Origin of the sequence: Arthrobacter ramosus (genome assembly GCF_039535095.1) — a bacterium.
In the GTDB taxonomy this organism is placed as follows: domain Bacteria; phylum Actinomycetota; class Actinomycetes; order Actinomycetales; family Micrococcaceae; genus Arthrobacter; species Arthrobacter ramosus.
In genome coordinates this window covers 2,118,189-2,143,564 of record NZ_BAAAWN010000001.1, presented here as the reverse complement: position 1 = coordinate 2,143,564, position 25,376 = coordinate 2,118,189, and the positions used below count along the sequence as shown (strand labels likewise).

The window sequence follows — 25,376 nt, the reverse complement described above, 5'->3', positions numbered from 1 at the left end:
CATGGAAGCGATCGGATACTTCGACACCCGGCAGGGCCCCGTGTCCCGCGGGTTCTTCGGAGTGTCCCGTTATGCCCGTGGTCCGCGCTTTGCCGGGGTCCCGGGCGGGCCTCCGGGCGGGCTGACGGTGGTGGATCCTCCCGACCGGGGCGGTCCGCTGGCCGCTCTGGACCGGTCGGTGGCCGCAGTGAGGTCGCTGGCCGAAAAGGCGGCCGACGACGTCGGAGTCACGGGTTTCCAGGAGGCTGTCGCGTTCGCGTCCGGGGTGGAGGAACTCTCCCGCACCCTGGATTATCTCCAGGTGCTCGCCGCGTCGGGGCTGGACCGGGCCCGGAGCGATGAACCCGCCACCCCGCCCGGCTGGACAGGGGGCTGGGCCGCTGACGCGGATACCGGCTCCGGCGCGGGCTGGACCTCCGGGGTCACGGCGGGCGACGCGGACGCGCAGGGTGGTGCGGCTTCTTCCATGGGGACGGGGAGCGCCCGGGGCGGGGAGTTCAGGTCCACGGCCGAGCATCTGCGGTCGTTGCTGCGGATCAGTGCCGCCGAGGCCAGGCGCCGGCTCGCCCTGGCCCGGGAGCTGCTGCCGGGCCGGGGCCTCACCGGGCAGACGGTCCCTGCCCGGCACGGGGAAACGGCCGCGGCGCTGGCCTCCGGGGTGATCGGGTCCGGTTCGGCCGGGATCATCACGATGGCCGTGGCGAAGGTGCGTCCGCTGTGCAGCCCGGAGAAGGCCGCGGAAATGGAACACGCCCTGGCCCGCACCGCGGAGGAAAACGACCAGGACTTCCTGGCCAGGGTTGCCCGGCGCTGGGTCGAGGCGATCGACCAGGACGGCCCGGAACCGTCCGAAGAATCCCTCCGCCACCATCAAGGGGCGTTCCTGCGCCGTCCCAAGCACGGGCTGGCGCATGTGGAGATCTTCGCCACCACCGAGCAATACGAACACCTGCTCACGGTCATGAACACCGCCGCCAACCCCCGCACCCGCACACCCCAAGGCACAGCACCTGCCTCCGCGGAACCATCCGGCGCGGCGTTCGGCCATGCGTCCGGCGATGCGTCCGCCGATTCCCCGGGCGGGGCGTCGGACGATGCCGGGGCGTCGGAGAGTACCGGGGCGCTGGAGCGGCGTTCGAGGGCACAGAAGCTCCTGGACGGTTTGATCGGCGCCTGCCGGCTCGCCCTGGCCACGGGGTCCCTGCCCGCCGCGGGCGGCCACCGCCCGCAGATCCTGGCCACCATCGACCACCGCGAACTCTTCCCCCACGACAGCCAGGACCCGCAATCCGGGCAAGCCTCACGGTCCGGGCAAGCCTCACAGTCCGGGCAGCCCTCGCAGTCCGGGCAGCCCGCCCTGTTCAACCGACCCCGGCAGGGCGCGGGCACCGGGTCCTTCACGTTCACCGGGCCCGTCCCGGCGGCGACGTTGCGCAAACTCGCCTGCGACGCGGACATCATCCCCGTGGTCCTGGGCGGCGAGGGCCAGGTCCTGGACATCGGACGGGCCTCAAGGATCTTCCCCCCGCAGATCCGCAAAGCCATCACCGCGCGGGACAAAGGCTGCGCCTTCCCCGGATGCACCATGCCGGCACCATGGTGCGAGGCCCACCACATCGAGTACTGGTCCCGGGGCGGACCCACCAGCACCGCGAACGGGACCTTGCTTTGCAGCCATCACCACCACCTGATCCACAAGGAAGACTGGCACATCCAAATCCGCAACGGCATCCCCTGGTTCATCCCGCCACCCCACACCGACCCGCACCGGACACCCCGAAAAAACCACTACTTCCAAATATGAGTTTGGAGTTGGCCGCGTCCCGTATCCCGGGGGTGCGCAACGCCAGAGGCGGGTGCCGCCCGGCGTGGCGCTACGCCACTGCTGGGAGCACCCACTGATCCTCCACAGGCACTCTGCGGCGCCCCTGTCCACATAGCGCCGGTCCGGGCTGCTGCTGCGGGTTCGGACGTTCTAGGCTCGTGGATATGCCACGCAGGAACCGAGCCTCACCCTCGGACGATGCTGCGAGTGCCGCCCGGCTCCGATTCGCTGTTCGTCTTGCACCACCGTCGGACCATCAGGCAGTCGCGCAGCCGAGCCACGGCAGCACAACGGAACCGTTGCTTCCATTGCACACCTTGATGACATCCGGCTCGGGTATTGCCGATGCGCGGGAGCAGTCAGGCATCGAAGACGTGTCCGAAGCGGCAGGATCTCCATCGCGGCTTCGCTGGCGCACACCATGGCGCGTAGCGGTGTTGTTGGCCGTGCCCTGTTTGTTGCTGGTGGTTTGGTTCTTCTGGCAGTCCTGGTCCGGGCAGCCGACGATTGAGCCGCTCGTCCGAAGTTCACATGCGGGAGGAACTCCAGGAGCGAATGCGGGAAGTAGGAAAGGCGGTGTCAACGAGGCTCCGGAACCACAGAATGGAGCCCAGCTGCTCACCGTCCACGTTGCGGGTGCGGTGAAGAATCCCGGGGTTGTGAGGGTGCCCACCGGTGCTCGGGTAGTTGACGCGATCTGGGCCGCTGGTGGCGCGGATGCAGCAGCCCAGCTGGACAGCCTGAACCTTGCGGCGGTGGTGCAGGACGCTGCGAAAATCCACGTTCCGCGGATGGGGGAGGCGGCTCCGTCACAGCCCGTGGGGCCAGTAGGCGGCGCTCCAACAGCCGGTGGCACAGGATCCGGGACTTCTGCCGGCAGCAAAGTCAATCTCAACACCGCAACCGCTGAGGAACTCGATGCCTTGCCGAAGGTCGGCCCCGTCCTGGCCAAGCGAATCGTCGAATGGCGGCAGCAACATGGCCCGTTCGCTTCCGTGGAGGACCTCGATGCGGTAGATGGAGTAGGTCCCAAGATGATGGAATCCCTTCTGCCGTTGGTGACGGTTTAGGGTGCGTGGTGTCAAGGTCGGCCCGGGCCGCGTGGACCTTCGGCTGGCCCCCTCTGCCATTCTCACCTGGGCTGTTTCTGTTGCGACCGCCTATCTGCCTTCGCTGTGGATTGGAATTTTGTGCGCGGCTTTGGCCGTCGCCGCGTGTCTTCTTTTCGCCGCTCGGTCCGTGGCCCCGCGAAGCCTGAGGACGTTTCCCGCCACGTTGACAGTCGCTTGCCTGTTCGGAGCGGCCGTGGCCGCCCACGCCGCAGCGGAAGCCGGACCGCGCCAGGACGGTCCGGTTGCCGACGCTGCGGCGGCGCGCGACTCGGTTGTCATCCACGTGTTGATCGTGGGTGATCCTCGCGAACTAGGAACGGACTCACGTGGATCGGGACGGTGGGCCGTACCCGCCGAAGTGATCGATATTGCGGCCGACGGCATGCTCATCCGCTCCCGCACAAGAATTCTGCTGACCGGCGGCGAAGGCTGGAACCAAGTCGTCACGGGACAGGAGGTTAGAACCGCCGGCAAACTGAAGGCGGCAAAACCAGGACAAGTCGAGGCCGGTGTTCTTGCCGCCGCGACCCCACCCATGCGGGCGGACACACGGCACAAGCCGGAAGCGCCTGGCAACATTCCCCAGGGTCCAGCGCAGTTGAAAAAGCACTTCGGCTCCGCCGCCGAATGGTTGCGGGGCGACGCAGCCGGACTCCTACCCGGAATGGTCACGGGCGACACCACCGGCTTGGACGAAGGCCTGGAGGCGGCGATGAAGACCACCGGCACCACTCACCTCACTGCGGTCAGTGGCGCAAACTGCAGCCTCATTCTCGGCGGCCTGGTGCTTTTGGCCAGGACCTTTCGGCTTGCCAGGGGAGTCGCGGCAGTAGCGGCCCTTGGTGGCTTGGCGGGCTTTGTCATCATGGTGGGGCCGGACGCGAGCGTCCTGAGGGCGGCGGTCATGGGTGCTATCGGCCTCAGCGCGCTGAGTGCCGGGAGGCAGGGGAGGAGCCTGGGCTTTCTCTGCCTTGCCGTGACTGGCCTTCTCATCCTGGATCCCTCGCTTGGTACGAGTGTGGGGTTTCTCTTGTCTGTCCTCGCTACCCTGGGAATTGTCCTGTTGGCACGGCCCATCGCCTCTTGGGCTCCAGCATGGGTGCCTTCCTGGCTGGCGTCCGCCGTCGCCGTCCCCTTGGCCGCTCAGCTTCTGTGCAGCCCGGTCATCATGGCCTTGCAACCGCAGTTCTCCAGCTACTCACTGCTGACGAATATCGCAGTTGCTCCGTTTGTCCCACCCGTGACGATCTTGGGAACCATTGCGGTTCCCCTCGTTCCGTTACTTCCGTGGCTGGCAATTGTTCCGATAGCCGTTGCAGGGGTCAGCTCGGCAATGGTGGCGGGAATCGCCAGGTTTTTCGCAGGACTTCCGGGAGCGGCCCTGCCGTGGCCGGAAGGTGCCACGGGAATCGCCACCATGATTCTCTGGTCCGTTGTCACCATCCTGCTGGTGTGGCTGGTCCTGCATCCAGCGTGGGTAGGCTCAGCCGTACTCTCGTTGCATCGCCGCTTGGTGTTCCTCATAGCCGCGGGGGAGTCGGCTGTCCGTCGCCGCTGGACCGATGGCCATTCCGCCGGCTCGCAGCCGCCCGGTTGGGGGACCGCGGGTTTGAGGAACACCGTCCGGGACGCTGCACGTGGGAGACTGGGACCAAAGCAAAACCCTTCTGGAAGGAAGCAACATTGGCTGCTGGCCAGGTCTCCAAGGCCAAAACCTCCGCGGCGAACACCGCCAGCTGGCGGGACGTTACCCCGTCCGCGGTAGTGCTCATCACCGGCCCTGAGGAGTACCTCGGAATCCGGGCAATGGATCGGATCCGCTCGCAGGTGCGGGCCGCGGCACCCGAAGTGGAAATCAGCAGGCTCAATGCCGGAAGCTACGAGTCCGGTTCCCTCGCAATGGCGGTCACGCCGTCGTTGTTCGACGAGGCCAAACTCATCGAGATCGAGGGCCTCGAATCGATGAACGATGCCTTCCTTGCCGATGCCTTGAAATACGTCACCCAACCGGAGAACGACGTCGTGTTGGTCCTCCGCCACGGTGGCGGGGTGCGCGGAAAGAAGCTCCTGGACGCCATCAAGTCGTCCGGATGGCCAGTGGTGGACTGCCAGCCCTTGAAAAAGGACGCCGAGAAAACAGCATTCGTCGGTTCGGAATTCAAGGCAGGCGGCCGCCGCATCGAAGCGGAAGCTGTCCAGGCCCTCGTCAATGCAGTCGGTGCCAGCCTCTCCGAGCTTGCTGCGGCATGCAACCAGCTCATCGCAGACGCCACCACCGCGGTCGACGCAGCCACCGTGGACCGCTACTACGGCGGCCGCGTGGAAGCCACGGCTTTCAAGGTTGCGGACGCCGCCATGGCCGGCAACGGGCCGCAAGCCCTGTCCAGCCTCCGGCACGCCCTCGCCACCGGGGTCGACCCGGTGCCGCTGGTGGCCGCCCTTGCCGCAAAGCTGCGCACCCTGGCCAAGGTAGCCGGTGCCCAAGGATCGTCGGCACAGATTGCCAAGCAGCTTGGCATGCAGCCATGGCTCGTTGAACAGGCCCAACGTGACGTACGGCGTTGGACTCCCGAAGGCCTGGTCCGTTCCATCCAGGTCACGGCTGAAGCGGATGCCCAGGTGAAGGGCCTCTCGCGGGATCCCGTGTACGCGGTAGAGCACGCCGTCACGGTCATTGCCAACGCGGCCCGCGGCCGCTAGTGGGGGCTGGTGCCCGGCCGCTGGCCAACTCAGCCCGGCGCCGCGAGTTTCATCCCACGTACATCCCGCCAGTCCACAAGAAAGTCAGCAGGCGTGCCGCGACGCGCTCCGCGTGTCACCAGTGCACAAAGAGGCGGGCGGCTGGTACTCAATTTCGAGGAAATCACCACTCAATTTCGGGCAACGACCACTCAAATTCAAGCCAACGGCTGCCCAGCCGCCCCTTTTGACCGTAGATTTCGCGGTGAGGGAATCCTTCCTCCGGATGCCGCGCCCGACGTGACTGCCCACTGAGATGCCGGTCGTGGGACTTTGCTTTGGGGACAAGGCCGAGTCTGTGGCCGACGAAGCCATCTTCGTCGGCCATGCCATCAGTCACCTTCCATGTGTGACCACGAAAGTCACCGAATGAAGGGAACATTCATGACAACTCCCGTTGAGAGTCGAAGCCGAAGCAACGGCTCATTCCCAGGGAAGATGGCGCAACTTGGAGGCGTCAGCTTTGCACTCTTCGTCACAGTGTCGGTGGCTTTTCAGGCCACCGCGACCCTCGGCATCTCTTCCGCCCTTGCGACAAACATTTACTTTGCACTCAATGCTCTTTCTTGGGCAGCGGCAGCTGCTGCCGTCATGGCGTCCTTCGGTATTGGAGCGGCAGTGGCCGGGCTGGTTTTTGGTCTGGCCAAGAAGTGGGCGCTGAAGCAGTTCGTTGCATGGTAAGCCGCTGACACTTACGTGCTAACCCCTGGGAGGGCCACAATGAACTCGCCGAACGTCAACCATAGGCGTCCTCGTGTATACGCTGTGGTCCTCTCCGGGTGCAAGGCCACCTTCACTAACGATTTTCGGCGAAGGTCCCATCGACTCCAGGACCTTCTGACGAGTTTAGGCTTTTCATCGCACACCACCGCAATTAACAATGCACTGATATTTGGGCATTTGTTCACACTACTAATCGTCGGTGTCGGAATAGTGTGGACGCCTCAGCGGACCGGGTTAATCACATGGGGAATTCCGCTCAGCACTCCTGACGTAGTGAGCATCGTGACGGTGCTGTTGGCAATGGTACTTTTACAAACCAGGCGCCGCTACAGGAAAACCCATGGTTGCTGGAACACCGTGTCAGCACCCCTGGACGTAGGGATGCGCGCAGGTTTGGTCCTTATTGATCTTGGTCTCGCCGGCATGCTCATCCTTCAGAACCTGCGGTGGCACAATGTCAATAACCTGCTAGCTGCCGGGGCCCTCGTAATCTCATCATTTCTTGTCGTGGCACCGCTAAAGAGAGCGGGGATCCGGGTGCTCGTTGTTTCGATTGTTGCCTTGTCGGCGTGCAGCCTAATTCTTCTCTTTACGAATGCGCCGTCGTTTGATATCGATGAAAGCCTCGGCTCCGCATCGGCTTACAAGTTGTTGTTGATCCTGGCTGGTACAGTTCTTACAGCCGCGTCCACCCCTGCCCTCTACAGGACCGCCGCACATCCTCGTGCCCGACGTAGCCGAGGGTTGATGACTGATTTATCAAATAAGGCAGCATGCATTTTTCTCTTGTCAAGCTTGGCCTTGTCCGTCATGGAAATGACACCGTGGCCGTGGACGGCGCCGTTTATTGCTCTTGCTGTCTTCTTCTCGGGTTTAGTTCTGTATCGATCATCTTTCGTACGGATCTCTTCACCTGAAACTTTAGGCTTTGCCCTATTCCTAGTAAGGCTTAGACCATCCTGGGTAAGGCCGCTCATTATCCGCTGCCTGGTAACTGCGCTCGTAGTGACTGCGCCATTGAGCTTTGTGTTATGTGTATTCTTCATTTTAGGAAAGTACACCCAAGCGGCGGTTTTGCTTGTTGCTCTTGTCGCTCTCGAGATAAGCATCGACGCCTTGATCGTCCAGCGTCGGACAGCCGTCATGCCAGGCTCGCAGATCTCGAAATTGGCGCAGAAATCCAAGGCAGGCTTAGGCGCGGCGCTTTGCGCTGGCCTCACAGTTGTGTTCTCAGGCATTCTCGGCACCGCTGCACCGCAAGCAACACAAAGTCCCTGGCTTGGCGTCACGTCTAGCGCACTGGCTCTCGTGGCTGTTCTCTTGACAGTCCTTGTTCTCAACGACGCACCTGCGTGGCTGCGTGAACTTTCAGCCCGCGGAACGGAGGACACATGAAATCTCTAGCGCGTGTAGATCATGCCTTTGGATCCCACGTCATCTTTGACCGTGCCTCTGTAGATCTTCCGGACCGAGGCGTTGTTGCGCTTCGAGGGCCGAATGGATGTGGCAAAACAACCCTACTCAAGCTCCTCGGTGGCATGATCTCGACGTCGTGCACTGAAATCGCGCGGTGGAGAAAGGACTTCACGGCGGTCTATCTAGACACGGACTTTCTTACCCTCGACTACCTCACGGTCGAAGAACACTTGGATATGGTCAGGCCGCTGATTGGCCCGTCGGAGATGCCGGAAGGGGACGGGCACCATCTTCTGACGGAACAGATGATGCCAACCAAGGTTGCAGACCTATCCCTCGGACAGCGCCAGCGACTTGTTCTGACAGTAGCTTTGGCACTCAAGAACGTCGATGTCCTACTTCTCGACGAGCCTCTTAACGGATTGGACCAGCAAGGCTCTTTAGTTGCACGCCAGTCAATGCTCGCCGTAGGAAGAAGCCGACTGATCCTCGTGGCTACCCACGAGGATGACCACTGGACCGACTACGATCTCGCGGTCCGCCAGAAGGATACGATCGAACTGCGCCCAACAGGAGCGCGAAAATGAGCAGTCGTCTCACCAATAGCGTTCGCACTCCTTTCAAAGCCTTGCGTTCCCGCTTCCCATATCTGGGCACCGATTTCTTGAAAATTCTGATCGCCATAGCCTGCGGGATTGGTCTTGCTTCTCTCTTCACGTGGGGCAGTAGCACTGACGTGACCTCGATGAGCGCGCCAAGAATACTTCTGCACAACGCTTCCTTGGCAGTTCTCGCACTATTTCTGACCCACTACGGTGCGATGGTCATGATGATACTCAACGGCATTTGGCTAGGGATGGGCATGGTCGCAAGTACCGCGGCTATTGGGCTCCACCAGACCGTTGCGCTCACCGCAGTCCACATTCCACTCGAGATCGTAGCGTGGGCACTCACAATCCAAGGGGCACGCCTGTTCTGGCCAACACTTCTCGGAGTGATCAGAGGAGAACACACTTGGCGTCGTATGGCTCAAAAGATGCGCGAAGTCCTCATCACCCCAGCCACCTTCTACCTCCTGGCGGCCCTTGCCGAGTGGGCCGAACACGCACTACTTGAAAGGTAAGTCATGACCTCCGCGAGCCCAAAAACGTCCGATCATCCCGCACGGCAGAGCCCGAAGAAAATCAACCCTGTCTGGATCATCTGCCTCCTGCTCGCATACACTGCTGCTGCCCAATTCGCGGTGGGATCGAGCATTGAACGGCTGGTCACGGAAAATGCCGAACACAACCAGTTTTCGAGCCTAGAGGTGCTCGTCACCTTCCTTCGCGCAGGCGTCATTATCTGGAGTATTCTGGCATCGTTTCTGCAGGCCCTCGTACTGAGGCTTATATACAAGGGCATCGTCAAAGGACGTGGCCCCACCCTTGGAGCCAGCTGGTTTTGGGTTCTTCTAGGTCAAATCCCGTTCATGGCCACCGTCCTCGTCATGGGACTGTTTTTGCCGCCCGAAGCGCTCGGTCTCCTCGGTCAAGCCTGGGTGCGTATTCTGTTCGGCACCATCGCAGGGGCCATCTACATTGCGGCTGCCAAGACGGTGTTTGTTGCCCCGAACGGGCGCCTTGCGATTCTCTTCGTCATCGTCGCCATCGTAAACTCGGTCCTGCTCGTCTCAGGTAGCTCCGCCTTAAATACCTGAGGCCGGCACCCATGGGTGCCGGCCTCAGGTTCAGCTCAGTCGAACTGGATAAACCTTAGAGTGCGTTGACCTTTTTGGAGATCGCCGACTTGCGGTTTGCAGCGTTGTTCCTGTGAATAACGCCCTTGCTGACAGCCTTATCCAGCTTACGGCTGGCAGCAACAAGAGCCTTTGCAGCGGCATCCTTGTCCGTGGACTCAACGGCGGTGGCAACGGCGCGGATGGCCGTCTTCAGCTCAGACTTGACAGCGTTGTTACGCAGGCGAGCCTTCTCGTTGGTGAGGATGCGCTTCTTCTGGGACTTGATATTAGCCACGTGTGTGAACTCTCTTTTTAATGCGGAAATGGTCTAGAGGGTTTTCAGGTTGGCCATCGACTGAGCGGCGTGGGGATGCCTATGGCAGCCAACCATGAGTGGCCGTCGACCTGCACGGACACACAGCCATAAATATTATCAGACTCGGCGCTTTTCCGGGGATTTCGCGTCTACGCCGAGTCGTGTTGTCCGCTGAGCCGACGTGCCACCAGTTGGAAAGTGCGCTTGTCGAGGACGGCACCCTCGCGCCGGACGTCCGCCGGATGGACGCGAACCACCCGGTCTACCCTGACCTCACTGGGCCGGCCTTGGGGGTCCCAGGCGCCGGTGCCGATGTCGAGGTAGTCGTCTGCACGGTGGCCGTTGTCGTGGTCTTTGCTGGTGAGCATCAGCCCCAGCAGCCACCCGCCGTCGTGCCCTATCAAAAGCACCGGCCGATCCTTGCCCTGGGAATAGTCCTCTTCGTAGGGGACCCAGGACCACACGATCTCTCCGGGGTCCGGTTTGCCGTCGGGATTGGGGGAGTACCGCGGAGACACCGCGCCCCGGAAGTCGCCCGGATACGGGCGGGAAAGCTGCCCGACGCCGGTGCTTGCGTTCCGGGTCCGGCTCGCCTTCGCCGCTGCCCCGCCTTTCCGGGGCTGGCTAGGGCGCGTGCCGGCCGCGGCTCCGATGATCCGTCGAAGGTAGCCCAGGGAGCCTTTGAGGAGTCTGCCAAGCAAATGTGTGTCCGATGCCATGGAACCACCGTACTTTCCCTTGCCATGCCGCGTCGCTCACATTGCAACGGCGCCCGATCACGGTGCACAACCGGCGTCATGTTCATGGGAGACTATTAGTTCAGATATGCGGCATCGGCCGGAATGGTCCAGACCAGTCCGGAGTCCGGCCGTGTGAGTATCGACAGTAAGGACCCTGCGTGTCTCCCATGGCCCGCACCGCACCGGTGCCCGCCGCGACAGATCCGGCCATCATCCGGAACTTCTGCATCATCGCCCACATCGACCACGGTAAATCCACCCTGGCCGACCGCATGTTGCAGTACACCGGCGTCGTTAAGTCCCGCGACATGAAGGCCCAGTATCTGGACCGCATGGATATCGAGCGCGAACGTGGCATCACCATCAAGTCCCAGGCCGTCCGCATGCCCTGGGAACTTGACGGCACCAGCTACGCCCTGAACATGATCGATACCCCTGGCCACGTTGACTTCACCTATGAGGTTTCCCGTTCCCTCGCGGCCTGCGAAGGTGCAGTCCTTTTGGTGGACGCCGCGCAAGGCATCGAGGCCCAGACCCTGGCCAACCTCTACCTGGCGATGGAAAACAACTTGACCATCATTCCGGTGCTCAACAAGATCGACCTCCCGGCCGCCCAGCCCGAAAAGTACGCGGCCGAGCTCGCCAACCTGATCGGCGGCGACCCCGAGGACGTGCTGCGGGTCTCCGGCAAGACCGGTGTTGGCGTGGAGGCCCTCCTGGACAAGATCGTCCGCGATCTTCCAGCCCCTGTCGGCGACCCCGACGCGCCGGCCCGCGCCATGATCTTCGACTCTGTGTATGACACATATCGCGGCGTGGTCACCTACGTGCGCGTCGTGGACGGCATGCTGCACCCGCGCGAGCGGATCCAGATGATGTCCACCCGCGCCACCCACGAGCTCCTGGAAATCGGTGTCAGCTCTCCGGAACCTACTCCCTCAAAGGGGCTGGGCGTCGGCGAAGTAGGCTACTTGATCACCGGCGTGAAGGATGTCCGCCAGTCAAAGGTCGGCGACACCGTGACCAACCTGGCCAAGCCCGCTTCGCAATCCCTCGCCGGTTACGCAGATGCCAAGCCCATGGTCTTCTCCGGCTTGTATCCCTTGGACGGCACGGACTACCCCGTGCTCCGGGATGCCCTCGAGAAGCTGATGCTCAACGACGCAGCGCTCGTCTACGAACCTGAGACGTCTGCCGCCCTGGGCTTCGGTTTCCGCGTGGGCTTCCTTGGCCTGCTGCACCTGGAAATCACCCGTGAGCGCCTTGAGCGCGAGTACAACCTCGACCTCATCTCCACCGCCCCCAACGTTGAGTACGAGGTCACGCTGGAGGACAAGCGGGTCCTGCACGTCACCAACCCGAGCGAATACCCCACCGGCAAGATCGCTGAGGTCCGCGAACCGATGGTGTCCGCCACCATCCTGGCGCCGAATGAGTTCGTGGGCGCCATCATGGAGCTGTGCCAGAGCCGCCGCGGCGTCATGGGTGGCATGGACTACCTCTCCGAAGACCGGGTGGAAATCCGGTATCGACTGCCGCTGGCGGAGATCGTCTTCGACTTCTTCGACATCCTCAAGTCCAAGACCCGCGGCTACGGTTCGCTGGACTGGAAAGCCGACGGCGAGCAGGTTGCCGACCTGGTCAAGGTGGACATCATGCTCCAGGGTGAGCAGGTTGACGCTTTCAGCGCCATCACCCACCGCGACAAGGCCTACGCCTACGGCGTCATGATGACAGGCAAGCTGCGCGAACTCATTCCCCGCCAGCAGTTCGAGGTGCCTATCCAGGCCGCCATCGGCTCGCGGATCATTGCCCGCGAGAGCATCCGCGCCATCCGCAAGGACGTCCTTGCCAAGTGCTACGGCGGTGACATCACCCGTAAGCGCAAACTTCTGGAGAAGCAGAAGGAAGGCAAGAAGCGCATGAAGATGGTGGGCCGCGTGGAAGTTCCACAGGAAGCGTTCATCGCAGCCCTGACCACCGACGAATCCAAGGACAAGGCCAAGAAGTAATGGCGCTGTTCGCCCGGAACACTGCGGGACAGGCGCGCGCCGTAGCGGCGCGCACAGGACAGGCACGAGGGGAAATCCGTGCCTAGCGTTCTTCCCCTCGGGGATCCGGCACCTGCGGACGGCCTCTTGCCGCCGCAGGTGCTCGACGGCGTCGATTCGCGCAAGTTTGGACTGTACGTCCACATACCTTTCTGTGCCGTGCGTTGCGGATACTGCGATTTCAACACCTACACCGCCACCGAGCTTGGCGGCGGCGCCTCCCAGGACGCCTACGCGTCTACTGCCATTTCGGAAGTGGAGTTCGCCGTCCGGGCCATGGAAGCCTCCGGGCTGCCGCAGCGGCCCCTGAGCACGGTGTTCTTCGGCGGCGGGACGCCGACCCTGCTGCCTGCTGAAGATCTCGCACGCATCCTGACGGCCGCCGTCGGGCACTGGGGCCTGGAAGCGGGAGCCGAAGTCACCACTGAAGCGAACCCGGACTCTGTGACGCCGGAGTCCCTCCAGCTGCTCGCAGACGCCGGCTTTACGCGGATTTCCTTTGGCATGCAGTCGGCGGTCCCTCACGTGCTCAAGGTCCTGGACCGTACGCACACTCCCAGCCGGGTCCCCTTGGTGGTCCAGTGGGCGCGCGACGCCGGACTTGCCGTGAGCCTCGACCTCATCTACGGCACTCCCGGCGAGTCCATGGCTGATTGGCAGACCTCCCTGGAGACTGCTTTGTCCTATAGTCCGGACCACATCAGCGCCTATGCGCTGATCGTGGAAGAAGGCACCAAGCTGGCGGCACAGATCCGGCGCGGAGAAGTTCCCGGAATCGACGACGACGACCACGCCGCCAAATACGAACTCGCCGATCAGCTGATCAGCGCCGCCGGGCTGGACTGGTACGAGGTCAGCAATTGGTCCCGCACACCCGAACAGGCGTGCAAACACAACCTTGCCTACTGGCGGGGGGACGATTGGTGGGGCATCGGACCCGGTGCGCATTCCCACATGGGCGGCGTCCGCTGGTGGAACGTCAAACACCCCACCGCCTATGCCAACAGGCTCGGTGGCGGGGTGTCGCCGGCCGCTGGACGTGAAACGCTCGACGCCGGAACCCGGGAAGTGGAACGCATCATGCTGGAGGCGCGCCTCGGCACCGGGCTTCAGGTCGACGCGCTCGACAAGGTGGGCCGCCACGCCGTCGCAGGCCTCATTGCCGACGGCCTGGTTGAGCCAGGAGCGGCCTTCCAAGGACAGTTGATCCTGACACTCAAAGGCCGGCTACTCGCGGATGCCGTGGTCCGCCGGATCCTTCCGGACTAGCGCCCGGCGCGGGAACCGGCGGCGCGCTAACGGCATCGGCACCCGCGAAGACCGGCTACTTGATCCAGCGCAGGTTGAGGCGGTAGCGGTGCGGCTGTCCGTGGTTGACGCGGATTCCGGCTGACACCGAGAAGCAGGTCACTGCGACCCAGATTGCCGTGGCAAGGACCGCGAACAGGTTTCCCACCACCGGGAGCAAGACAAGGACGTTGGCGAGCACTGCGGCAATCGTCGGAGGCAAGGTGAAGTTGAGCGCTTCCTTGGATTCCTGTGCCGTGAAGGGGCCACGTTCGCGGAAGATCAGGTAGATCAAGAGCGAAGGAACGCAGCCAAGGATCCCGCCGAAGTGCGCCAGTGTTGCCCACTGCCGGTCTTCCGAGGCGGTCAAAGGCAGCGCGTTGGCAGGAACGCCGTGGTACTGGGACTGGCCCGAAGTGCCGTCCCGATCGTCAGGAGCGTTGTCTGCCACAGTTTCTTCCTTCGAGTGTCTATCGGTGCAGTGTTGCTGTCCCAGAATACTTGCTCGGCACGCGATCAGCCGACCAACTCCTTGATCGCAAGTCAGGGCACGGTCAGGAAATCGATCACTTCTTCCACGCGACCCAGCAACGAGGGCTCCAGATCGGCGTAGCTGTGGACGGCGCCCAGAAGCTTTTGCCAACCCAGTCCGACGTCTTCGGCCGTCTCATGCGGCCAGCCGAACGACCTCAGGATGCCGGTCTTCCAATCCGTGCCACGCGCGATGGTCGGCCATTGCTCGATCCCCAACACCTTGGGCCGGATTGCCTGCCAGACGTCCACATAGGGATGTCCTACGATCAGGACGTTTCCCGCGGCACCCTGCAGCGTCATGGCGTCGGCAGCAATCCGCGACTCCTTCGAATCCGGTACCAAGTGGTCCACGAGGATTCCGAGCCGGCGGCCCGGGCCGGGGGAGAACGCGGCAATGGCAGCCTTGAGATCGTCCACGCCGTGCAAGGGCTCGACGACGATGCCCTCCACCCGGAGATCATCTCCCCAGACCTTTTCCACAAGTTCTGCGTCGTGCTTGCCTTCCACCCAGATCCGGCTCGCCTTCGCGACTTGGGCGCGCTGGCCGGCCACGCGGACGGATCCCGATGCCGTCCTGCCTGCTTGCGCCGCGCCCTTTGCGGCCGCTGCGCGTGGCGCCGGCGGCAGGAGCTTCACTGCCTGTCCCTCCAGCAGGAATCCGAAGCCGAGCCGGAACGACTTGGTCTTTCCCCGCCGATCCTCAAGCACCACAATGTGCATGCCTCCGGACTTCTCCACCCTGGTCACGGCCCCGACCCAACCGGACTGCACGTCCTCGAGAACCATCCCGCGTTCAACCGGCACCTCAGGCAGTTGCCGTTTGGCAGGCGAGGAGAGGTCTTGCGGGCCCCAATTGTCATAGGACACGGTCTTCACACCACTTTGCGCTAGGGGATCGGTCACGGTCCGTGGCATTTCCCAGGACCGCGCGGGAACCATGTTCGCCGCGAGCGGTACCAATGCTAACAACGAGGTGGCTCATACTAGACTTGTTAGCACTTGGGCATGTTGAGTGCTAATTGTTGAAATACCGGATTGTTGAGTACTTGACCGATCAGTACCGGCTGTTGAATGGAGGTGGGCAGTGAGCGAACCACGCAAGCTTGAAGTGTTACGCGCCATCGTGGAGGACTACGTTCACTCCCGCGAGCCAGTCGGCTCCAAAGCCTTGGTCGAACGGCACCATTTGGGAGTGTCGAGCGCAACCATCCGCAATGACATGGCCCTCTTGGAAGAAGAAGGCCTCATTGCGGCACCACACACGAGTGCGGGCCGCATTCCTACGGACAAGGGCTACCGCCTGTTCGTCGACCGTATTTCCGAGGTCAAGCCGCTTTCGGCCGCCGAGCGCCGTGCCATCCACTCGTTGCTTGAGGGACCCGACGACGTCGAGGACATCCTTGAGCGCACCGTCCGGCTCCTCTCCCAACTGACCAACCAGGTCGCCGTCGTCCAGTATCCGCACCTGAGCCGGGCGCGCGTCCGGCACATTGAGTTTGTCCTTTTGGCACCGCGCCAGGTCTTGGTGGTATTGATCGCCGATTCGGGCAAAGTGGAACAGGGCGTTGTGCACGCAGCAACAGACGCCACTGACGAAGAGCTCATGGCCTTGCGCGCGCGATTCCTTGGAAGCATTGCCGGCTCCCAGCTCGACCTCATGCCGCAAGTCCTGCCCTCGGTGGTTGCCTTGTGCCCTCCGGCGCTTCGGAACCTTGCGGGCGCCCTTGCCCATGGTCTGGACAGGCTTGCCGAGCGGAGCCGCGACGAACGCATGGTCATGGCAGGCACGGCAAACCTGGCCCGCTCCAACGTGGACTTCCCCCTGAGCATCGGCCCGGTCCTCGAAGCGCTCGAGGAGCAGGTGGTCATGTTGCGGCTGTTGTCGGACATGGCGGAGGACCCCCGGGGCGTCACGGTGAGCATCGGCAGCGAAAACCCCTATGACGGCCTCTCCGAGGCTTCGGTGGTTGCCACGGGCTACGGTCCGGGCAGCAGTGCCAAGATCGGCATTCTTGGACCCACCCGCATGGACTACCCCAACACCATGGCGGCCGTACGTGCCGTCGCACGCTACCTTTCCCGCATTCTGGGCGGCTGACGGCCTCGGCTGGAAACCGCCTCGCAAGAAAAGCAGTGGAACCGTAAACAAGGAAGAGATACCGACTTTGAGCAGTCACTATGACGTTCTGGGCGTCTCGCCGGAAGCAACCGGCGAGGAGATCAAGAAGGCCTACCGCAAGCTCGCACGCAAGCTGCACCCCGATGTGAACCCCGGGGCTGGCGCTGCCGAGGAATTTAAGGCGGTGACCCACGCTTACGAGGTCCTCTCCGACCCCCAGAAGCGCCGCGTCTACGACGCCACCGGCAACGAGAACGGGACCGACAACGGTTTCGGCGGAGGCTACGCGGGCCAGGGATTCGCCTTCCAGGACATCTTCGACACCTTCTTTGGCGGAGGAGGCGGCGGCATGCAGGGCCCCGCATCACGCATGCGCCGGGGGCAGGACGCCCTGATCAGTGTGCGCATCGACTTGCGCGAGGCGGTGTTCGGTGTCAACAAAAAGCTTGAGGTGGACACCGCTGTCATCTGTCCCACGTGCGAAGGCTCATGCTGCCGTCCGGGCACCCACCCGGAGCGCTGCGACATCTGTGGCGGCTCGGGCCAGGTCCAGCGGGCTGTCCGCTCGATCCTCGGCCAGGTCATGACCGCCGCACCGTGTGGATCGTGCGAAGGATTCGGCTCGATCATCAAGGATCCTTGTAATGAGTGCAACGGCCAGGGCCGCATCCGCAGCCGCCGTTCGCTGACGGTCAAGGTGCCGGGCGGCGTCGCTACCGGGACTCGCATCCAGCTGTCGTCGCAAGGCGAAGCAGGTCCCGCGGGTGGTCCTCCAGGTGACCTCTACGTGGAGATCCGGGTCAACAGCGATTCCACCTACATCCGGGAAGGCGACGACCTTCACGCGACGCTGAGCGTTCCCATGACTGCCGCGGCACTGGGTACCGAGCTGCAGCTAGAGACTTTCGACGGTCCCCAGGAGATCGACGTCAAGTCAGGCACGCAGTCCGGCGAAGTCATCACCCTGCGTGGACTGGGCGTCACCCATCTCCGCGGCTACGGCAGGGGAGACCTCAAGGTGCACCTGCACGTTGAGACGCCCGGCAAGCTCGATGCCGCACAGGAAGACCTGCTTCGCCAACTGGCCAAATTGCGCGGAGAGCAATTCACCGAAGGCAAGCTTGTGGCCAGTGGCGGTATGTTCGCGAAGCTGCGGGACAAGCTCGGTAACCTGTAGCGGTGAGCAACCCCGTATTCTTCACAGCAGCCGGAACGCTTGACGGGCTCGGCCCTGGTGACTCTTTCGTGCTCGACGGCGCCGAAGCCAGGCATGCTGTCACCGTCAAGCGCTTGGAAATCGGCGAAGCCGTCGATATCGCCGACGGTGCCGGAAAACGGCTCACGGGCAGCGTGACGGAATCCGGGCAGGGAACCTTGACGGTCCTTGCCTCCGCTGTCGAGGAGGAGCACCAGCCAACCGTGCGGCTCGTGTTGGTCCAGGCCCTCGCGAAGGGCGACCGTGACGAGCTTGCCGTTGAGACGGCCACGGAACTCGGGATCGATGCCGTCGTGCCCTGGCAGGCGGAACGTTCCATTGTCCGTTGGAAGGGTGACCGGGCTGCAAAAGCCCACGCGAAGTGGCAATCCGTGGCCACCGCAGCCGCCAAGCAAGCGCGGCGCGCGTGGATCCCCGAGGTGCGTGCCGCCGTCGACGGCTCCGGCCTGGCTGCGGCGGTTGCCGCGGCCGACCTGGCGATCATCCTGCACGAGGACGCGAAACGTCCCCTGCGGGATGTTCTGGAGAAGTGGCAGGGCGAGTTTTCCGGCGCGGATACCGGAGCGGGACGGGAAGTCCTGCTCATCGTCGGCCCGGAGGGTGGTATTTCACCGCGCGAAGTGACGAAGCTCAGCGACGTCGGCGCCGTCACCGCGCTTCTGGGCCACCACGTGCTTCGCTCGTCGACGGCGGGTCCTGCCGCCGTCGTGCTGGCCAGCGACATCCTGGGGCGCTGGTAGCTCGCAGCGCACGTCCTGGATCAGCGCACGTCCTGGATCAGCGAACGTTGAAACTCCGGGTATCCGTTGCGACGTCGGCGTCGTTGGGTCCCACCAGGGAGACCCGCAATTCATAGCGGCCTGCTCCGAGCCCCACTGTGAGGCTGAAGACCCCGCCTTGTCCGGGAACCGTCGAAGCGGTGGTCTGCCCGGCGAGGTAGGACGACTTATCGCCATTTGAGTTCTCGCGAAGGATTTGCCAATGCAGTTTCTTCGAGGGGTCCGTGCTCCGGCCGTTGAACTTGACCGGACCGGCAGGCAAGGTCAGATCCTCCTGCGGGTCAATGATCCACACCGGTGCCACCATGGATGCGTCGCGGACCATCGGATCGCCTAGTTTGACCTGTCCGAATGCCATGTAGTCCGTGTGCCCGTCCACCAGGATGGTCACTTTGATCTGCTGTCCGGAATCGATCAGGCCTGAACTCGCGGCCGCAGCGGTAGCGGTGTAGACGAGTTCCTGGACCGCCCGCTGTGCCATCCCGGCATCGAGATTGGAATTGAACGCGTCGCGGGAAACATCGACCGTGACCACGTTCTTACCGGAAATCGAGGTTGCCAGGCTGCCCGGGTTCTGCCACGGAGTGAAGAAATCGTGATCCAACGGCTTCTGGGACATCATGATCCGCAGGGCCGTGGTGATGGGGTTTTCATTGCCTGGGTTGTCACGGAATTCGCGGTACAGGAAGGTGTCCGTGTCGCTGCGCCCGATCCAATACACGGGGATCTTGTTTGAGGCCTGGGTTGTTTCGAGCGGAGCATTGCTCTCGGGAGCCGTCTGCAGGGCAGCTGTGGGGATGGGGACCGGCGTCGTGGATCCCTGTCCGGTGCGGTCGGCAATGCAACCCGACAGGACCAAGGCAGCCGTCAGGGCGGTCACAAGCATGGCGGAACGTTTCCGGATGCGTGTGCCGTGTGAAATCCCGGCTGGCCTGGTGATGGTGGATTCCTGCTCGTGTTCGGCCGCTGTGAGGCGGGGGAGTCATGTGCCCGGTGACCGGGCACAGGGGCATTTTTGCCCATGAATCAGCTTGTCATAGTCCCAAGGGCCGCGGCTGGCGTTTCGATACTCCGGCGAACAACTGCAATGCGATTGATACGAGGTCGATGCCGAGTTGATACCAAAGCGGCACGGATGGGCCGTCCGCAGCCCCTCCGGGCACGGTCTGGAACCACCCCGGAGACTGGCTGGCGTAGGATTGAAAGCAATCCGAGGCCCGCGATCCTGCGCCCATCCAGCAAGCGGACATCGGAGAAAATCGATGGACATCACCAAGCCGGAGGAGCACAGGCCGCAAGGCCAGCACTATGACAGAATCATTGAACGGGCGGCCCAAGGCCGGCAGCGTTGACACAGGTCCGGCCGAGTTCCCACACTCTGTCCCGGGCGCCCGGACGGAAGTTGTCATCTTCGACAACTCGGATCAGATGGTTCAGACCCTTGGCAGCCATGACGAGGCGTTGCGCTACATCGAAGCCCAGTTCCCCGGCGTCGACTTTCATGTGCGCGGCAACGAGCTCTCCTTCAGCGGACCGTCGAGCGATGTTCCCCGGATCATGCGGCTTCTGGAAGAAGTCCGCGGCCTGGTCGGCAAGGGGACGGTCATCACCCCGGACGTGCTGCAGCAACTCGTGTCACTGTTGCGCAGCCAGTCCCTGCAAAACCCCGTGGAAGTCCTGACCCACAACATCCTTTCGAGCCGCGGGCGCACCATCCGCCCCAAAACGCTCAACCAGAAGAACTATGTCGACGCCATCGACGACAACACCGTCATCTTCGGGATCGGTCCTGCGGGCACCGGCAAGACGTACCTCGCGATGGCCAAAGCCGTTCAGGCACTGCAGCTCAAGGAAGTCAGCCGCATCATCCTCACGAGGCCTGCCGTCGAGGCAGGAGAGCGCCTCGGCTTCCTGCCGGGAACGTTGAGCGACAAGATCGACCCGTACCTGCGTCCTTTGTATGACGCCTTGCACGACATGATGGACCCGGAATCGATCCCGCGCCTCATGGCTGCCGGGACCATTGAGGTCGCGCCGCTTGCGTACATGCGCGGCCGCACGCTCAACGACGCGTTCATCATCCTCGATGAGGCCCAGAACACCACCGCGGAACAGATGAAGATGTTCCTGACCCGCCTGGGCTTCGGCTCCAAGATGGTTGTCACGGGTGATATTACCCAGGTGGATCTGCCCTTCGGCGCCACGTCCGGTCTGCGCATCGTCCAGGAAATCCTCAACGGAATCGACGGCGTGAACTTTACGATGCTGGACGCTTCCGACGTCGTCAGGCACCGGCTGGTCGCCGACATCGTGTCCGCCTACAGCAAATGGGATGAAAAGCACCGGGTGCGTGCCCAGCACACGCCGATCCACGACAAACGGGGAGAACACCGATGAGCATAGAGGTCAACAACGAGTCCGGCGTCCAGGTGGACGAGGCACAATTGGTGACGCTTTCACGCTTCATCTTCGAGCGCCTCTACATTCACCCCCAGGCCGAACTTTCCATCCTCCTGGTGGATGAACCTGCCATGGAAAAGCTCCACATCGAACTCATGGACGAACCCGGCGCTACCGATGTCCTGTCTGTTCCGATGGATGAGTTGACGCCGGGGACACCGGGTAAGCCGGCTCCGCAGGGCATGCTGGGCGACATCGCCATCTGCCCGCAAGTAGCCGAGGTACAAGCGCGCAACGCAGGTCATTCAACGCAGGATGAAATGCTCCTGCTCTGCACCCACGGAATCCTCCACCTGCTCGGTTTCGACCACGCCGAACCGGAGGAAAAGGAAGAAATGTTCGGCCTGCAGCGTGAGCTGCTGTCCGCGTTCCTTGGCAAGGACGCCCCCATGGAGACCATGCTGTGACCTCGCTCATCCTGGTCGGGATGGCGTTGGTGTTCCTCAGTTTCGTCGCCCTGCTGACCGCGGCTGAGGCTGCCTTCACCTTCCTGCCGCGGCACGACGCGGAGCAAGCCATCGTCAGGAGCCGGGGAAATTCGCTTCGCAGCATCCTCGCCCAGCCTGTTGCGCACATTCGGGCGCTGCGATTCTGGCGGGTCTGGTTCGAGATGGCGGCAGCAGTTGCTGTCGCGGTCGTCATGCATAGCCTCCTCGAGAACGTCTGGCTTGCCGGTTTGGCGGCGACGGGCATCATGGCCGTCATTGGTTTCGTTTTGGTGGGCGTCTCGCCCCGCCAACTCGGACGCGCCCACTCAGGCGGCGTGGTTCTCTACTCGGCCCCGCTCATCAGGTTCCTGTGCTGGATCCTGGGTCCCATTCCGGGCTGGCTCGTGAGGATCGGCAGCGTGGTGGCACCCGGCGCGCCCAGCGGCGATGAAGCATTCTTCAGCGAGGAAGAATTCCGTGAACTCGTCGACAGGGCCACGGAATCGGACATGATCGAGGACAGCGAGGCCGAACTCATCCAGTCGGTCTTCGACTTCGGCGACACCCTGGTGCGCTCGGTGATGGTTCCTCGAACGGACATTGTGAGCATCGAGTCCGGATCCAGCCTGGAGCAGGCCATGGCGCTGTTCCTGCGCTCCGGGTACTCAAGGATCCCCGTTATCGGCGAGAACGCGGATCAAATCCGCGGCATTCTCTATTTGAAGGACGTTGCTGCCGCATTGCACCGCCCGGATCAACCATCAGTGCGCCAGGACGTTGATGCCATAGCCCGCGAGGCACGTTTCGTTCCCGAATCAAAGCCTGTCAGCGACCTCCTGAATGAGCTACAGCAAGAGTCCACGCACGTGGCGGTAGTCATTGACGAATACGGCGGCACCGCCGGGCTGGTGACGCTGGAGGACCTCATTGAGGAAATCGTGGGGGAGATCGTGGATGAGTACGACTCCAACGATGCGGAGGTCACCGACTTGGGTGATGGCACGTACCGCGTCAGTTCACGGATGAGCATCGACGACCTCGGCGAGCTTTTCGACATTGACCTCGACGACGACGAAGTGGACACGGTGGGCGGCCTCCTGGCCAAGACCCTGGGCAAGGTGCCGATCGTGGGCAGCGCGGTGGAGGTGGATGGGATCTCCTTGAAAGCCGATAGGCTGGAAGGCCGGCGAAACCGGGTCAGCCATATCATTGCGGCAGCCATTCCAAAAGAAGACACTGACCTTGAAGACCTTCTCGACGAGGCCGACACAACGCAACAGGGAGTTCCACGTGAGCAAGCACAATAAGAAGTTCGACGCCGATCAGGACTTCGGCGGCTTCCACGCAGGTTTCTCGGTTCTTGTGGGCCGTCCCAACGCCGGCAAGTCCACCCTCACCAACGCTTTGGTTGGCCAGAAAGTGGCCATCACCTCGGCAAAACCGCAGACCACGAGGCACACGATCCGCGGCATTGTCCATCGGGAGGACGCCCAACTCATCCTTGTGGACACTCCGGGCCTGCACCGCCCGCGCACCCTTCTTGGCAAGAGGCTCAACGATCTCGTCGCGGACACCCTCTCCGAAGTGGACGCCATTGGTTTCTGCCTGCCCGCCAACGAGAAAATCGGACCGGGCGACAAGTACATTGCTGCCCAGCTCGCCGCCGTCGGACGCAAGCCGATCATCGCACTTGTCACCAAGACCGACCTGGTGGACCGCCAGGCCTTGACCGAGCAACTCCTGGCTGTGGCCGCGTTGGGCCGCGAAGTCCTCGGCGAACAGGGCTGGGCAGATATCGTTCCGGTTTCCGCGACCGACGGCTTCCAGGTCAGTACGGTTGCCGACGTCCTCATCGGCCACATGCCTCCTTCTCCGCCTCTCTACCCGGACGGTGAACTCACTGATGAACCGGAGGCCATCATGGTCGCCGAACTTATCCGGGAAGCAGCCCTGGAGGGCGTCCGCGACGAGCTTCCGCACTCCCTGGCCGTGGTGGTGGAGGAAATCCTGCCCCGCGAAGGCCGCTCCGAAGACAACCCGCTCCTCGACGTGCGGGTCAATTTGTACGTTGAACGCCCGTCCCAGAAGGCCATCATCATAGGCAAGGCCGGAAGCCGGCTCCGCGAGGTCGGAACGAACGCCCGCAAGGGCATCGAGGCCCTTTTGGGAACCAAAATCTACCTCGACTTGCACGTGAAAGTGGCCAAGGACTGGCAGCGCGACCCGAAGCAACTCGTGAAGCTGGGATTCTAAGCGCTGGGGAATTTCCCAGTTTGGGCCCGTAAAATGGTCCGAATCCCATTTTCCGAGGAAAGGTTGAGCGAGTCGTGCGACGTCGCGCTGCACGCGTTCAGGAGCCCGGCACCGTTGGTGCGCCCGGCGCTGCACGCCACGGGGAAGCTCCCGGCACTCCCCGCCACATGAATGCTCCGAAGGGTCTGCCGCTCTGGCTCAAGGTCACTGCCGTGACTGTGTCAGTGCTGTTGGTCGCCGGTATCGCTTTCGCCGCCTACTGGGTCATCCGCTTGCAGTCGAACATCAGCAAAGCACCATTGTCGGCAGGCGCTCCCAGGACCGGGGCCGCCGCAAACGACGCCACGGACCGCTTGCAGATCCTCATCCTCGGGTCCGACACGAGGGACGGGAAGAACTCGCAATACGGTTCAACGCAGGACTCCACTGGTTATGGCCAGTCGGATGTCATGATGCTGCTGGACATTTCGGCGGACAACAAGAGGGTGAGCCTCACGAGCTTTCCGCGCGACCTCCTCGTGAATGTTCCGAAGTGCACCGATCCCAAAACCAATACCGTCTATGAAGCCCATTCCAACGTCATGATCAACTCGGCCATGGCAGAAGCCGGGATCGGTTGCGCCGTGGACACAGTGAACAAGCTCACGGGACTGCAAATCGATCACTTCATGATGGCCGACTTCAACGCCGTCAAGGAGCTGTCCAACGCCGTCGGCGGAGTCAACGTGTGCGTGAGCGACGCCGTCTACGACCCCGATTCCGGGCTCCGGCTTCCCAAGGGAACATCGAGTGTCCAGGGGGAACAGGCCCTGGCCTTCCTCCGGACCCGCCACGGTTTTGGCGACGGAAGTGACCTGGGCCGCATCCAGGCGCAGCAGGGCTTCCTCTCTTCGCTGACCCGGAAGATCAAGTCCGACGGCACGCTGGGCAATCCGCAGAGCCTGCTGTCCATCGCGGATGCCGTGACAAAGAACCTGACCGTGGATGAAGGCCTGGCGTCCGTCCAGTCGCTCCTGACCATCGGGAGCCGCCTCAAGGACGTTGACTTGTCCAAGGTCGCGTTTGTCTCGGTTCCCACCCAGCCCGCCGCCGTCGATCCGAACAGGCTCGAATTGGTTCAACCGCAGGCCTCCCAGCTGTTCGCCGCCATGCGCGCGAACCTTGACCTGACCACCCCGGGGGCTACCGCCACTCCATCGGCCAGTCCCTCGCCCGCGGCGTCGGGCACCCCGTCCAGCAGCACGGCGCCGGCGCCGAGCGCTCCAGCTGTTCCCGCCTATGACAAGGCCCTTCAGCCAGTGACCGTTGCCGACGGAACAGGCATCGCCTCCCGCGGCCAGGAGATCGCCGCCGACCTGGTTGGCGGCGGATTCACGAAAGCCGCACACTTCCTTGCTGCCGCCGTGCCCAAGACCGTTGTCTATTATGGGGCCGGCTATGCCGACGTCGCGCCGGATGTCGCGAATCTTCTGGGGATCCCGGCCTCGCAAGTCGAACTATCCAAGGGTGTGGTCGGAGTCCAGGTCTATATCGGCAGCGACTTCAATTCCGGGACCAAGTACGGAGTTGCCTCCGTTCCGTCCGACGTCGTCAAGCAGACCGCAGGCGACGTGAAATGCCAGGCTGTCAACCCGGCACTCATCGCGAGGTAGCAACAC

24 protein-coding genes are annotated in these 25,376 nt (G+C 62.9%); 19 read left to right on the top strand and 5 right to left on the bottom strand.

The window, feature by feature from the left end:
* Position 1: 1 nt before the first annotated feature.
* The 9 genes from ABD742_RS09920 to ABD742_RS09880 all read left to right on the top strand — a co-directional run bounded on the left by ABD742_RS09920 (position 2) and on the right by ABD742_RS09880 (position 9,514).
* The gene (locus tag ABD742_RS09920) at positions 2-1,804 is read left to right on the top strand and encodes an HNH endonuclease signature motif containing protein (RefSeq protein WP_344787797.1); all 1,803 of its coding nucleotides are present in this window, start codon (positions 2-4) and stop codon (positions 1,802-1,804) included.
* Positions 1,805-1,989: 185 nt separating this feature from the next.
* Entirely contained in the window at positions 1,990-2,895 is a 906-nt protein-coding gene (locus ABD742_RS09915) for a helix-hairpin-helix domain-containing protein (RefSeq protein WP_234749214.1), read from the top strand.
* Positions 2,896-3,130: 235 nt separating this feature from the next.
* Positions 3,131-4,702, top strand: coding sequence for a ComEC/Rec2 family competence protein (locus ABD742_RS09910; protein WP_344787794.1), 1,572 nt, complete (start codon positions 3,131-3,133; stop codon positions 4,700-4,702).
* The gene (holA, locus tag ABD742_RS09905) at positions 4,621-5,637 is read left to right on the top strand and encodes a DNA polymerase III subunit delta (protein WP_234749216.1); all 1,017 of its coding nucleotides are present in this window, start codon (positions 4,621-4,623) and stop codon (positions 5,635-5,637) included. Before ABD742_RS09910 ends, holA begins: the two co-directional genes overlap by 82 nt.
* Before the next feature lie 423 nt (positions 5,638-6,060).
* On the top strand, positions 6,061-6,357 hold the full coding sequence (locus ABD742_RS09900) for a hypothetical protein (protein WP_234749217.1): 297 nt from the start codon (positions 6,061-6,063) through the stop codon (positions 6,355-6,357).
* Between the two features lie 315 nt (positions 6,358-6,672).
* Positions 6,673-7,794 (top strand): hypothetical protein, encoded by a 1,122-nt coding sequence (locus ABD742_RS09895; RefSeq protein WP_234749218.1) that lies wholly within the window; start codon positions 6,673-6,675, stop codon positions 7,792-7,794.
* Entirely contained in the window at positions 7,791-8,402 is a 612-nt protein-coding gene (locus tag ABD742_RS09890) for an ABC transporter ATP-binding protein (RefSeq protein WP_234749219.1), read from the top strand. Before ABD742_RS09895 ends, ABD742_RS09890 begins: the two co-directional genes overlap by 4 nt.
* On the top strand, positions 8,399-8,938 hold the full coding sequence (locus tag ABD742_RS09885; protein WP_234749220.1) for a hypothetical protein: 540 nt from the start codon (positions 8,399-8,401) through the stop codon (positions 8,936-8,938). The genes ABD742_RS09890 and ABD742_RS09885 overlap by 4 nt, the downstream gene beginning before the upstream one ends.
* A gap of 3 nt (positions 8,939-8,941) precedes the next feature.
* On the top strand, positions 8,942-9,514 hold the full coding sequence (locus tag ABD742_RS09880) for a hypothetical protein (RefSeq protein ID WP_234749221.1): 573 nt from the start codon (positions 8,942-8,944) through the stop codon (positions 9,512-9,514).
* Between the two features lie 55 nt (positions 9,515-9,569).
* Here ABD742_RS09880 and rpsT read toward each other — a convergent pair whose 3' ends face one another.
* Together rpsT and ABD742_RS09870 are read right to left on the bottom strand one after the other, a co-directional pair.
* Positions 9,570-9,830, bottom strand: a complete 261-nt coding sequence (gene rpsT / locus ABD742_RS09875) for a 30S ribosomal protein S20 (protein ID WP_234749222.1) — start codon at positions 9,828-9,830, stop codon at positions 9,570-9,572.
* A 170-nt stretch (positions 9,831-10,000) separates the two neighbouring features.
* Positions 10,001-10,570 (bottom strand): type II toxin-antitoxin system PemK/MazF family toxin, encoded by a 570-nt coding sequence (locus tag ABD742_RS09870; protein ID WP_234749223.1) that lies wholly within the window; start codon positions 10,568-10,570, stop codon positions 10,001-10,003.
* 179 nt (positions 10,571-10,749) lie between these two features.
* On the opposite strand from ABD742_RS09870, the gene lepA reads away from it, so the two are divergent.
* A complete protein-coding gene (lepA, locus tag ABD742_RS09865; RefSeq protein WP_234749224.1) occupies positions 10,750-12,603 on the top strand; it encodes a translation elongation factor 4 in 1,854 nt (617 codons plus the stop codon).
* 78 nt (positions 12,604-12,681) lie between these two features.
* Positions 12,682-13,911, top strand: coding sequence for a radical SAM family heme chaperone HemW (gene hemW / locus ABD742_RS09860; protein ID WP_234749225.1), 1,230 nt, complete (start codon positions 12,682-12,684; stop codon positions 13,909-13,911).
* A gap of 55 nt (positions 13,912-13,966) precedes the next feature.
* On the opposite strand, the gene ABD742_RS09855 is transcribed toward hemW, so the two are convergent.
* Both ABD742_RS09855 and ABD742_RS09850 read right to left on the bottom strand, forming a co-directional pair.
* Positions 13,967-14,380, bottom strand: coding sequence for a DUF4870 domain-containing protein (locus ABD742_RS09855; RefSeq protein WP_234749226.1), 414 nt, complete (start codon positions 14,378-14,380; stop codon positions 13,967-13,969).
* Between the two features lie 92 nt (positions 14,381-14,472).
* A complete protein-coding gene (locus tag ABD742_RS09850) occupies positions 14,473-15,330 on the bottom strand; it encodes a DUF3097 domain-containing protein (RefSeq protein WP_234749959.1) in 858 nt (285 codons plus the stop codon).
* A 217-nt stretch (positions 15,331-15,547) separates the two neighbouring features.
* Between ABD742_RS09850 and hrcA the strand changes: the two genes are divergently transcribed.
* The 3 genes from hrcA (at position 15,548) to ABD742_RS09835 (ending at position 18,538) form a co-directional block, all read left to right on the top strand.
* Positions 15,548-16,561: a heat-inducible transcriptional repressor HrcA gene (hrcA, locus tag ABD742_RS09845; protein ID WP_234749227.1), complete on the top strand. Its 1,014-nt coding sequence runs from the start codon at positions 15,548-15,550 to the stop codon at positions 16,559-16,561.
* A gap of 67 nt (positions 16,562-16,628) precedes the next feature.
* A complete protein-coding gene (gene dnaJ, locus ABD742_RS09840) occupies positions 16,629-17,759 on the top strand; it encodes a molecular chaperone DnaJ (protein WP_059390014.1) in 1,131 nt (376 codons plus the stop codon).
* A gap of 2 nt (positions 17,760-17,761) precedes the next feature.
* Positions 17,762-18,538 carry a 16S rRNA (uracil(1498)-N(3))-methyltransferase gene (locus tag ABD742_RS09835; RefSeq protein WP_234749228.1) on the top strand — a complete coding sequence of 259 codons (777 nt, stop codon included), beginning with the start codon at positions 17,762-17,764 and terminating at the stop codon, positions 18,536-18,538.
* 37 nt (positions 18,539-18,575) lie between these two features.
* On the opposite strand, the gene ABD742_RS09830 is transcribed toward ABD742_RS09835, so the two are convergent.
* A complete protein-coding gene (locus ABD742_RS09830; protein WP_234749229.1) occupies positions 18,576-19,463 on the bottom strand; it encodes a GerMN domain-containing protein in 888 nt (295 codons plus the stop codon).
* A 422-nt stretch (positions 19,464-19,885) separates the two neighbouring features.
* Here ABD742_RS09830 and ABD742_RS09825 point away from each other — a divergent pair, with 422 nt between their 5' ends.
* The 5 genes from ABD742_RS09825 to ABD742_RS09805 all read left to right on the top strand — a co-directional run bounded on the left by ABD742_RS09825 (position 19,886) and on the right by ABD742_RS09805 (position 25,370).
* Positions 19,886-20,974, top strand: a complete 1,089-nt coding sequence (locus ABD742_RS09825; RefSeq protein ID WP_234749230.1) for a PhoH family protein — start codon at positions 19,886-19,888, stop codon at positions 20,972-20,974.
* On the top strand, positions 20,971-21,444 hold the full coding sequence (gene ybeY / locus ABD742_RS09820) for an rRNA maturation RNase YbeY (RefSeq protein WP_059390010.1): 474 nt from the start codon (positions 20,971-20,973) through the stop codon (positions 21,442-21,444). Before ABD742_RS09825 ends, ybeY begins: the two co-directional genes overlap by 4 nt.
* Positions 21,441-22,772, top strand: coding sequence for a hemolysin family protein (locus ABD742_RS09815; RefSeq protein ID WP_234749231.1), 1,332 nt, complete (start codon positions 21,441-21,443; stop codon positions 22,770-22,772). The genes ybeY and ABD742_RS09815 overlap by 4 nt, the downstream gene beginning before the upstream one ends.
* Entirely contained in the window at positions 22,756-23,718 is a 963-nt protein-coding gene (gene era, locus ABD742_RS09810; protein WP_234749232.1) for a GTPase Era, read from the top strand. Before ABD742_RS09815 ends, era begins: the two co-directional genes overlap by 17 nt.
* Before the next feature lie 74 nt (positions 23,719-23,792).
* Positions 23,793-25,370: an LCP family protein gene (locus ABD742_RS09805; protein WP_234749233.1), complete on the top strand. Its 1,578-nt coding sequence runs from the start codon at positions 23,793-23,795 to the stop codon at positions 25,368-25,370.
* Positions 25,371-25,376 lie beyond the last annotated feature (6 nt).

Bases quoted from the DNA above. Each gene is read 5' to 3' on its own strand.
- ABD742_RS09920 (WP_344787797.1), top strand. From the start codon at position 2: ATGGAAGCGATCGGATACTTCGACACCCGGCAGGGCCCCGTGTCCCGC.
- ABD742_RS09915 (WP_234749214.1), top strand. From the start codon at position 1,990: ATGCCACGCAGGAACCGAGCCTCACCCTCGGACGATGCTGCGAGTGCC.
- ABD742_RS09900 (WP_234749217.1), top strand. From the start codon at position 6,061: ATGACAACTCCCGTTGAGAGTCGAAGCCGAAGCAACGGCTCATTCCCA.
- ABD742_RS09890 (WP_234749219.1), top strand. From the start codon at position 7,791: ATGAAATCTCTAGCGCGTGTAGATCATGCCTTTGGATCCCACGTCATC.
- ABD742_RS09885 (WP_234749220.1), top strand. From the start codon at position 8,399: ATGAGCAGTCGTCTCACCAATAGCGTTCGCACTCCTTTCAAAGCCTTG.
- ABD742_RS09880 (WP_234749221.1), top strand. From the start codon at position 8,942: ATGACCTCCGCGAGCCCAAAAACGTCCGATCATCCCGCACGGCAGAGC.
- ABD742_RS09870 (WP_234749223.1), bottom strand. From the start codon at position 10,570: ATGGCATCGGACACACATTTGCTTGGCAGACTCCTCAAAGGCTCCCTG.
- ABD742_RS09830 (WP_234749229.1), bottom strand. From the start codon at position 19,463: ATGCTTGTGACCGCCCTGACGGCTGCCTTGGTCCTGTCGGGTTGCATT.
- ABD742_RS09825 (WP_234749230.1), top strand. From the start codon at position 19,886: ATGACAGAATCATTGAACGGGCGGCCCAAGGCCGGCAGCGTTGACACA.
- ybeY (WP_059390010.1), top strand. From the start codon at position 20,971: ATGAGCATAGAGGTCAACAACGAGTCCGGCGTCCAGGTGGACGAGGCA.